This is a genomic window from Pseudomonas sp. GM24, assembly GCF_000282235.1.
Lineage (GTDB): Bacteria > Pseudomonadota > Gammaproteobacteria > Pseudomonadales > Pseudomonadaceae > Aquipseudomonas.
Window position 1 is genome coordinate 1 of the sequence record NZ_AKJR01000283.1, and the last position, 6,852, is coordinate 6,852.

Annotated in this window: 8 protein-coding genes; 6 read left to right on the forward strand and 2 right to left on the reverse strand. The window is 61.7% G+C overall.

Annotated elements, in window-relative coordinates; all coding sequences use genetic code 11:
• Positions 1–129: 129 nt before the first annotated feature.
• The 5 genes from ureA (at position 130) to ureC (ending at position 3,768) form a co-directional block, all read left to right on the forward strand.
• The gene (ureA, locus tag PMI23_RS26655) at positions 130–432 is read left to right on the forward strand and encodes an urease subunit gamma (protein ID WP_007915951.1); all 303 of its coding nucleotides are present in this window, start codon (positions 130–132) and stop codon (positions 430–432) included.
• Positions 433–441: 9 nt separating this feature from the next.
• Complete coding sequence (locus PMI23_RS26660; protein WP_007915950.1) at positions 442–975, forward strand: GNAT family N-acetyltransferase; 534 nt, start codon at positions 442–444, stop codon at positions 973–975.
• A gap of 5 nt (positions 976–980) precedes the next feature.
• The gene (locus PMI23_RS26665; RefSeq protein WP_007915949.1) at positions 981–1,514 is read left to right on the forward strand and encodes a GNAT family N-acetyltransferase; all 534 of its coding nucleotides are present in this window, start codon (positions 981–983) and stop codon (positions 1,512–1,514) included.
• Positions 1,514–1,819 carry an urease subunit beta gene (locus tag PMI23_RS26670; protein ID WP_007915947.1) on the forward strand — a complete coding sequence of 102 codons (306 nt, stop codon included), beginning with the start codon at positions 1,514–1,516 and terminating at the stop codon, positions 1,817–1,819. The genes PMI23_RS26665 and PMI23_RS26670 overlap by 1 nt, the downstream gene beginning before the upstream one ends.
• A gap of 248 nt (positions 1,820–2,067) precedes the next feature.
• Complete coding sequence (ureC, locus tag PMI23_RS26675; protein ID WP_007915945.1) at positions 2,068–3,768, forward strand: urease subunit alpha; 1,701 nt, start codon at positions 2,068–2,070, stop codon at positions 3,766–3,768.
• A gap of 188 nt (positions 3,769–3,956) precedes the next feature.
• On the opposite strand, the gene PMI23_RS26680 is transcribed toward ureC, so the two are convergent.
• Entirely contained in the window at positions 3,957–4,262 is a 306-nt protein-coding gene (locus PMI23_RS26680) for a chaperone modulator CbpM (RefSeq protein ID WP_007915938.1), read from the reverse strand.
• Between the two features lie 23 nt (positions 4,263–4,285).
• On the reverse strand, positions 4,286–5,236 hold the full coding sequence (locus tag PMI23_RS26685; protein ID WP_007915937.1) for a DnaJ C-terminal domain-containing protein: 951 nt from the start codon (positions 5,234–5,236) through the stop codon (positions 4,286–4,288).
• Between the two features lie 291 nt (positions 5,237–5,527).
• On the opposite strand from PMI23_RS26685, the gene PMI23_RS26690 reads away from it, so the two are divergent.
• Positions 5,528–6,802, forward strand: a complete 1,275-nt coding sequence (locus PMI23_RS26690; RefSeq protein WP_007915935.1) for an Hsp70 family protein — start codon at positions 5,528–5,530, stop codon at positions 6,800–6,802.
• Positions 6,803–6,852 lie beyond the last annotated feature (50 nt).

The following is a 6,852-nucleotide window of genomic DNA, read 5'->3' on the forward strand; positions in this document are numbered from 1 at the left end:
TGAACCGGCCATTGAAAACAACCGAGATCAGTCCCCTCTCCTTCGCAAGAGGGCTAGGGTGAGGGGCTGCTCCAACTGGCACCCCACACCGGCAAGAACCTCACAAATCTGCCCTGATGGAACCCCACAATGGACCTGACCCCACGCGAAAAAGACAAGCTGCTGATCTTCACCGCCGGCCTCGTCGCCGAGCGGCGTCTGGCGCGCGGCGTGAAACTCAATTACCCGGAAGCCATGGCCTACATCTCCGCCGCTCTGCTTGAAGGCGCGCGTGACGGCCAGACGGTGGCCGAGCTGATGCACTTCGGTACCACCCTGCTCAGCCGCGAGCAAGTGATGGAAGGCATCCCGGAAATGATTCCGGAGATCCAGGTCGAAGCGACGTTCCCCGACGGCACCAAACTGGTCACCGTCCACCAACCGATCGTCTGAGGCTACGCCATGACTTACACCATTCGCGACGCCGTCCACGCCGACCTACCGGCGATCCGCGACATCTACAACGATGCCGTAATCAACACCACGGCGATCTGGAATGAACAGGCCGTCGACCTCGGCAACCGCCAGGCGTGGTTCAGCGCGCGTCAGGCCCAGGCCTATCCGATTCTGGTAATCATCGACGGTGACAACAGCGTACTCGGCTACGCTTCATTCGGTGACTGGCGGCCGTTCGACGGCTTTCGCCATACCGTCGAACACTCGGTTTATGTGCGCAGCGACCAGCGCGGCAACGGCCTCGGCCCGCAATTGATGGCGGCGCTGATCGAGCGCGCCAGAACCTGCGACAAACACGTGATGGTCGCCGCCATCGAAAGCGGCAACGCCGCCTCGATTCGCCTGCACGAGCGCGCCGGTTTCAGCATCACCGGGCAGATGCCGCAGGTCGGCACCAAGTTCGGCCGCTGGCTCGACCTGACCTTCATGCAACTGACCCTCAACCCTGGCGCGGAGCCGCCTGACGCCAACAAGGAGTGACACCGATGAACGCCGCCCAACTGCGCCGCGTCAATGCTGAAAGTTTTGCCCACTACCGTCAGGGCCTGATTGATCTGCTGCTTGATGCGGTCGGTTACGGCGCCAGTGTCGGCTTCATGGCCGACCTCGATGCGGCTCAGGCGCGCGCCTATTTCGATGAGGTGCAGGACAACGTCAACAAAGGCAGCGTGCTGCTCTGGGTGGTGGTCAAGGACGAGCAGGTGCTGGCCAGTGTGCAACTGGGCCTGTGTCAGAAGGCTAACGGTCTCAACCGCGCCGAGGTGCAGAAACTGCTGGTGCGCGAACACTCACGGCGTCGCGGTCTCGGTCAGCAATTGATGAGTGCGCTGGAACTCGAAGCGCCCAAACACAAGCGCGGCATGCTCTACCTCGACACCGAGGCCGGCTCGCCCGCCGAAGATTTCTACAAGGCGTTGGGTTACACCCGCGCGGGCCAGATTCCCGATTACGCCTGCGACCCGCACGGTACCTATCGACCGACCGCCCTCTATTACAAGATTCTGCAAGGAGCCCAGTGATGATTCCTGGCGAGTACCAGATCCAGCCCGGCGACATCGAACTCAACGTCGGTCGCCGCACCGTCAGCCTGAAAGTCGCCAACAGCGGCGACCGGCCGATCCAGGTCGGTTCGCACTATCACTTTTTTGAAACCAATGACGCGCTGACCTTTGATCGTGCAGCGAGCCGTGGCATGCGCCTGAATATTCCGGCGGGGACGGCGGTGCGCTTCGAGCCGGGGCAGAGTCGCGAAGTCGAGCTGGTCGATTACGCCGGGCATCGGCGGGTGTTCGGGTTTGCCGGACGGGTCATGGGTGATCTCTGATATCTGCGTGCACCGCTGCCCCTCACCCCAGCCCTCTCCCGAGGGAGAGGGAGCCGATCACCGACAGCCGCCCCACCGTGAACAGTCCCCTCTGCGGAGCCGATCACCGATAGCCGACCCACCGCGCACAGTCCCCTCTGCGGAGCTGATCACCGATAGCCGGCCCACCGCGCACAGTCCCCTCTCCCTCTGGGAGAGGGCTAGGGTGAGGGTCGATGGCTCACCACTATTTTCCTGAAGGACGCTGCATGAAAATCTCCAGACAAGCCTACGCCGACATGTTCGGCCCCACCGTCGGCGACAAGGTGCGCCTGGCCGACACCGAGCTGTGGATCGAAGTCGAACAAGACTTCACCACCTACGGCGAAGAAGTGAAGTTCGGGGGCGGCAAAGTCATCCGCGACGGCCAGGGCCAAAGCCAACTGCTCGCGGCCGAAGTCGTCGACACGCTGATCACCAACGCGCTGATCATCGACCACTGGGGCATCGTCAAAGCCGACGTCGGCCTCAAGGACGGGCGCATCGCCGCGATCGGCAAGGCCGGCAACCCCGACGTGCAGCCGAACGTGACCATCGCCATCGGCGCCGGCACCGAAGTGATCGCCGGCGAAGGCATGATCCTCACCGCCGGCGGCATCGACACGCACATCCACTTCATCTGCCCGCAGCAGATCGAAGAAGCGCTGATGAGCGGCGTCACCACCATGATCGGCGGCGGCACCGGACCTGCCACCGGCACCAACGCCACCACCTGCACCTCCGGGCCTTGGCACCTGGCCCGCATGCTCCAGGCCGCCGACGCCTTCCCGATGAACATCGGCCTCACCGGCAAAGGCAACGCCAGCCTGCCGGAGCCGTTGATCGAGCAGGTCAAGGCCGGCGCCATCGGCTTGAAATTGCACGAAGACTGGGGCACCACGCCGGCGAGCATCGACAACTGCCTGAACGTCGCCGACCAGTTCGATGTGCAGGTAGCGATCCACACCGACACCCTCAACGAATCCGGTTTCGTCGAAACCACCCTCGGCGCGTTCAAGGGCCGCACCATTCACACCTATCACACCGAAGGTGCCGGTGGCGGTCACGCACCGGACATCATCAAGGCCTGCGGCTTCCCTAACGTATTGCCGAGCTCGACCAACCCGACCCGGCCGTTCACCCGCAACACCATCGACGAACACCTCGACATGCTGATGGTCTGCCACCACCTCGACCCGAGCATTGCCGAAGACGTCGCGTTCGCCGAAAGCCGCATCCGCCGCGAAACGATTGCCGCCGAAGACATTCTTCACGACCTCGGCGCATTCTCGATGATCAGCTCCGACAGCCAGGCCATGGGCCGCGTCGGCGAAGTCATCACGCGCACCTGGCAGACCGCCGACAAGATGAAAAAACAGCGCGGCCCACTGCCGCAGGACGGCGCAGGCAACGACAACTTCCGCGCCAAACGCTACATCGCCAAATACACGATCAACCCGGCGATCACCCATGGCATCAGCCATGAAGTCGGTTCGATCGAAGTCGGCAAATGGGCGGATCTGGTGCTGTGGCGCCCGGCATTCTTTGGTGTGAAACCGACGCTGATCCTCAAGGGCGGTGCAATTGCCGCCAGCCTGATGGGCGATGCCAACGCCTCGATTCCGACACCGCAACCGGTGCACTACCGCCCGATGTTCGCCAGCTACGGCGGCTCGCTGCATGCCACCAGCCTGACCTTTATCAGTCAGGCTGCGCAGGAAGCCGGATTGCCGGAAGCGTTGGGTTTGAAGAAAAAGATTGGCGTAGTGAAGGGCTGCCGTGACGTGCAGAAAACCGATCTGATTCACAACGACTATCTGCCGAACATCGATGTTGATCCGCAGACCTATCAGGTCAAGGCTGACGGGGTGTTGCTGTGGTGTGAACCGGCGGAAACATTGCCGATGGCGCAGCGGTACTTTTTGTTCTGACCACAAAAAAAGGCCCTTCGGGGCCTTTTCAATGTTGAGTCAGAAACTCCGCGTTATCGTTCATCGCTGGCAAGCCAGCTCCCACAGGTTCTGCGCCGATCCGAGATCTACATTCCAACGCAAAACCCTGTGGGAGCTGGCTTGCCAGCGATAAGGCCAGCTCAGCCACAACAAGATTTTCAGGCTGACTACTCCACCACCAACCGCCCCAAACGCTGCCGCAACATACGGTTCTCGGCACGCAACTCACGCACCTCCTCCAGCAGATCCAGCGCCAGCGCAACCCCTTCCCACCCCAGTTCCAGATCACGGCGCAACTTCGCCGCCCGTTTGGCCAACGCCAATTCGTAATCGGTGAAGCGCCATTCCCGGGGCTGCGCGCCCTGAGGTTCGAGAATGCCGTGCTCGACGATTTCGATCACGTAGACGTCCGACAAATCGGCCGCCTCACAGAATTCTGCCAGGTCCAGTTGAACGATCAGGGGGCTGCTCATGATGGGCTACTCCGTCGTCGAATTCAGAAGTTCTCGCGCGGGTTGAACGCGGCTTTCTTCGCCAGTTCCTGCCACAGCGCCTTGACCTCGTCGTCCGAGGTTTTCGGCATCACGGCTTTGAGCTGGACGAACAGGTAACCGCGCTCGCCTGCCTTGTTTTTCAGGCCATGTCCCTTGGCGCGCATGCGCTGGCCGTTCTGGCTGCCGGCCGGAACCTTGAGGTTGATCTTGCCGGTCAGGGTCGGCACCGCCACTTCAGCCCCCAGCGCCAGTTCCCACGGTGCCAGCGGCAAGGTGATGATCAGGTTTTCGCCTTCAACATCGAATTTCGGGTGTGGCGCAAAACGAATGGTCAGATACAGGTCGCCATTCGCCCCGCCACCGACGCCCGGTGCGCCCTGGCCTTTGAGGCGGATGCGTTCGCCGTCGGTCACGCCCGCCGGAATTTTCACGTTCAGGCTCTTGCTGGTATTGCTGACGTGCTGGCCGTTGGCGTTGTATTGCGGCACCTGGAAGGTGACTTTCTTCGATTCGTTAGCGAGCGTCTCCTCGAGGAAGATCGGCAGTTCCATTTCCACGTCTTGCCCTCGGCGCCCAGCACTGCGTTGTTGCCGACCTTCGCCGCCACCGAAACCGGGGCCGCGATTGCCGAAGATCGAACTGAAGAAGTCCGAGAAGTCGCCGGTGTCAGCACCGCCGCCGCCAAAGCCACCACGGCTCTGCCAGCCCGGTGGCCCCTGGAACGGCTGACCATGCTGGCCATAGCGGCGCAGCTCGTCGTATTCAGCACGTTTGTCGGCGCTTTTCAGCGCTTCATAGGCTTCCGAGGCGTCTTTGAACTTGGCCTCGGCGTCTTTTTCCTTGCTGACATCGGGGTGGTATTTGCGCGCCAGCTTGCGATAGGCAGCCTTGATTGCCTTGTCGTCTGCTGTCGGCTCCACGCCGAGTATCTTGTAATAGTCTTTGAAGTCCATCGAAGGAATCACCGTCCGTTATCGATTTCGCGCCGATGCCAGCATGCGCCGATTCGCGCGTGCCGGGTTGACCGATCTCAAGGTTGTGACCGGGTGGCGCAGCAGAAGTTTATCGGCAGTGGACGGCGGTTCTTGCGACCGCCGGTGGTTCTGCCGGCCCATGCCAGCAAGTTTGGGGCGAAGCTGCGATTTTCAACCAGTTTAGTCGTGAAATAGCAGATGACCGGCCTTCGATTCTGGCGCGCACTGACATACACTGCGCGGCCGTTTTTTTGACCGGAACCGAAAGACATGAAAGACGCCTCTCCAGCCCGTGCCTGCGGCATCGACTTCGGCACGTCCAACTCCACCGTCGGCTGGCTGCGCCCCGGCATGGAAACGATGATCGCGCTGGAAGACGACAAGATCACCCTGCCGTCGGTGGTCTTCTTCAACATCGAGGAACGCCGCCCGGTTTACGGCCGTCTGGCGCTGCACGAGTACCTGGAAGGCTACGAAGGCCGGCTGATGCGCTCGCTGAAAAGCCTGCTCGGTTCCAAGCTGATCAAGCACGACACCAGCGTGCTCGGCACGGCGATGCCGTTCAAGGACCTGCTCGGCCTGTTCATCGGCCAGTTGAAGAGCCGTGCGGAAACCGCCGCTGGTCGGGAATTCGAGCAGGTGGTGCTCGGGCGTCCGGTGTTCTTCGTCGATGACGATCCGCTGGCTGACCAGGAAGCGGAAGACACGCTGGTCGAAGTGGCGCGCAAGATCGGCTTCAAGGACGTGTCGTTCCAGTACGAACCGATCGCCGCCGCCTTCGACTACGAGTCGACCATCGAAAAAGAAGAGCTGGTGCTGATCGTCGACATCGGCGGTGGTACCTCCGACTTCTCGCTGGTGCGCCTGTCGCCCGAGCGTCGTGGCCTCGATAACCGTCACGATGACATCCTCGCCACCGGCGGTGTGCACATCGGCGGGACCGATTTCGACAAACAGCTGAGCCTGCAAGGTCTGATGCCGCTGTTCGGCTACGGCAGCCGCATGAAGAGCGGCGCCTACATGCCGACCAGCCACCACATGAACCTGGCGACTTGGCACACCATCAACTCGGTGTACTCGCAAAAATCCAGCCTGGCGCTGGGCAGCATGCGCTACGACATCGAAGACACTGGCGGCATCGATCGCCTGTTCAAGTTGATCGAACAACGCGCCGGGCACTGGCTGGCGATGGAAGTCGAAGAAACCAAGATCCAGCTGACCCACACCGACAGCCGCCACGTGCCGCTGGACCGGATCGAGGCCGGACTGAGCGTGGAATTGACGCGCGCGCTGTTCGAGTCGGCGATCGACGCGTTGCTGGAGCGGGTACGCGGCAGTGTCACACAGTTGCTGAACGATGCCGGTGTGGCGGTGGATCAGGTCGATACGGTGTTCTTCACCGGTGGTTCGAGCGGGATTCCGGCGCTGCGCAACAGCGTGTCGGCGATGTTGCCGAATGCGCGGCATGTTGAAGGGAATATCTTTGGCAGCATTGGTAGCGGTCTGGCGATTGAAGCGATGAAACGCTACGGCGCCATGAACTGATGATCGTTCCCACGCTCTACGTGGGAATGCCGCCATGGACGCTCTGCGTC

What these genes read in the sequence shown, in the direction of transcription:
- PMI23_RS26690 (WP_007915935.1), top strand. Translation starts at nt 5,528, where the DNA reads ATGAAAGACGCCTCTCCAGCCCGTGCCTGCGGCATCGACTTCGGCACG.
- PMI23_RS26665 (WP_007915949.1), top strand. Translation starts at nt 981, where the DNA reads ATGAACGCCGCCCAACTGCGCCGCGTCAATGCTGAAAGTTTTGCCCAC.
- ureA (WP_007915951.1), top strand. Translation starts at nt 130, where the DNA reads ATGGACCTGACCCCACGCGAAAAAGACAAGCTGCTGATCTTCACCGCC.
- PMI23_RS26680 (WP_007915938.1), bottom strand. Translation starts at nt 4,262, where the DNA reads ATGAGCAGCCCCCTGATCGTTCAACTGGACCTGGCAGAATTCTGTGAG.
- ureC (WP_007915945.1), top strand. Translation starts at nt 2,068, where the DNA reads ATGAAAATCTCCAGACAAGCCTACGCCGACATGTTCGGCCCCACCGTC.
- PMI23_RS26685 (WP_007915937.1), bottom strand. Translation starts at nt 5,236, where the DNA reads ATGGACTTCAAAGACTATTACAAGATACTCGGCGTGGAGCCGACAGCA.
- PMI23_RS26660 (WP_007915950.1), top strand. Translation starts at nt 442, where the DNA reads ATGACTTACACCATTCGCGACGCCGTCCACGCCGACCTACCGGCGATC.
- PMI23_RS26670 (WP_007915947.1), top strand. Translation starts at nt 1,514, where the DNA reads ATGATTCCTGGCGAGTACCAGATCCAGCCCGGCGACATCGAACTCAAC.